Source organism: Tamlana crocina (genome assembly GCF_012037625.1).
The window spans coordinates 1-385 of the sequence record NZ_JAAVJS010000409.1; the positions used below are offsets into that span (position 1 = coordinate 1).

The following is a 385-nucleotide window of genomic DNA, read 5'->3' on the forward strand; positions in this document are numbered from 1 at the left end:
TGAACCTTATTGGAAATGCAGTAAAATTTACTGAGAAAGGTAGGGTCTGGATCAAGGCTGAAAATATTGATTGCAGCGAAGGTAAATGTAAGATAAGGTTTGAGGTAGGGGATACCGGGATTGGAATTCCGCAGAATAAGCAGGAAGAGATCTTTGAAGAATTTTCTCAGTTAAAGATCCAAAATCTTAATTATCAGGGCACCGGACTCGGTTTACCAATAGTTAAAAAACTTTTGATGCTGTATAATTCTCAGATAAGTGTAAGCAGTGTGGAAGGGGAAGGATCTGTCTTTGTTTTCGAAATAGAATTTGAGCAGGGTGCAGAAGGAGAAAGCATTAAACATCTGGTTAAAAATACTGCCCCGGACGAAACTGAGAAGCACGT

Annotated in this window: 1 protein-coding gene; it reads left to right on the plus strand. The window is 39.2% G+C overall.

The window, feature by feature from the left end; genetic code table 11:
- Positions 1 to 385 (plus strand): ATP-binding protein (locus HC176_RS17350; RefSeq protein ID WP_245234951.1); only part of this gene is annotated, 385 nt, incomplete at both ends.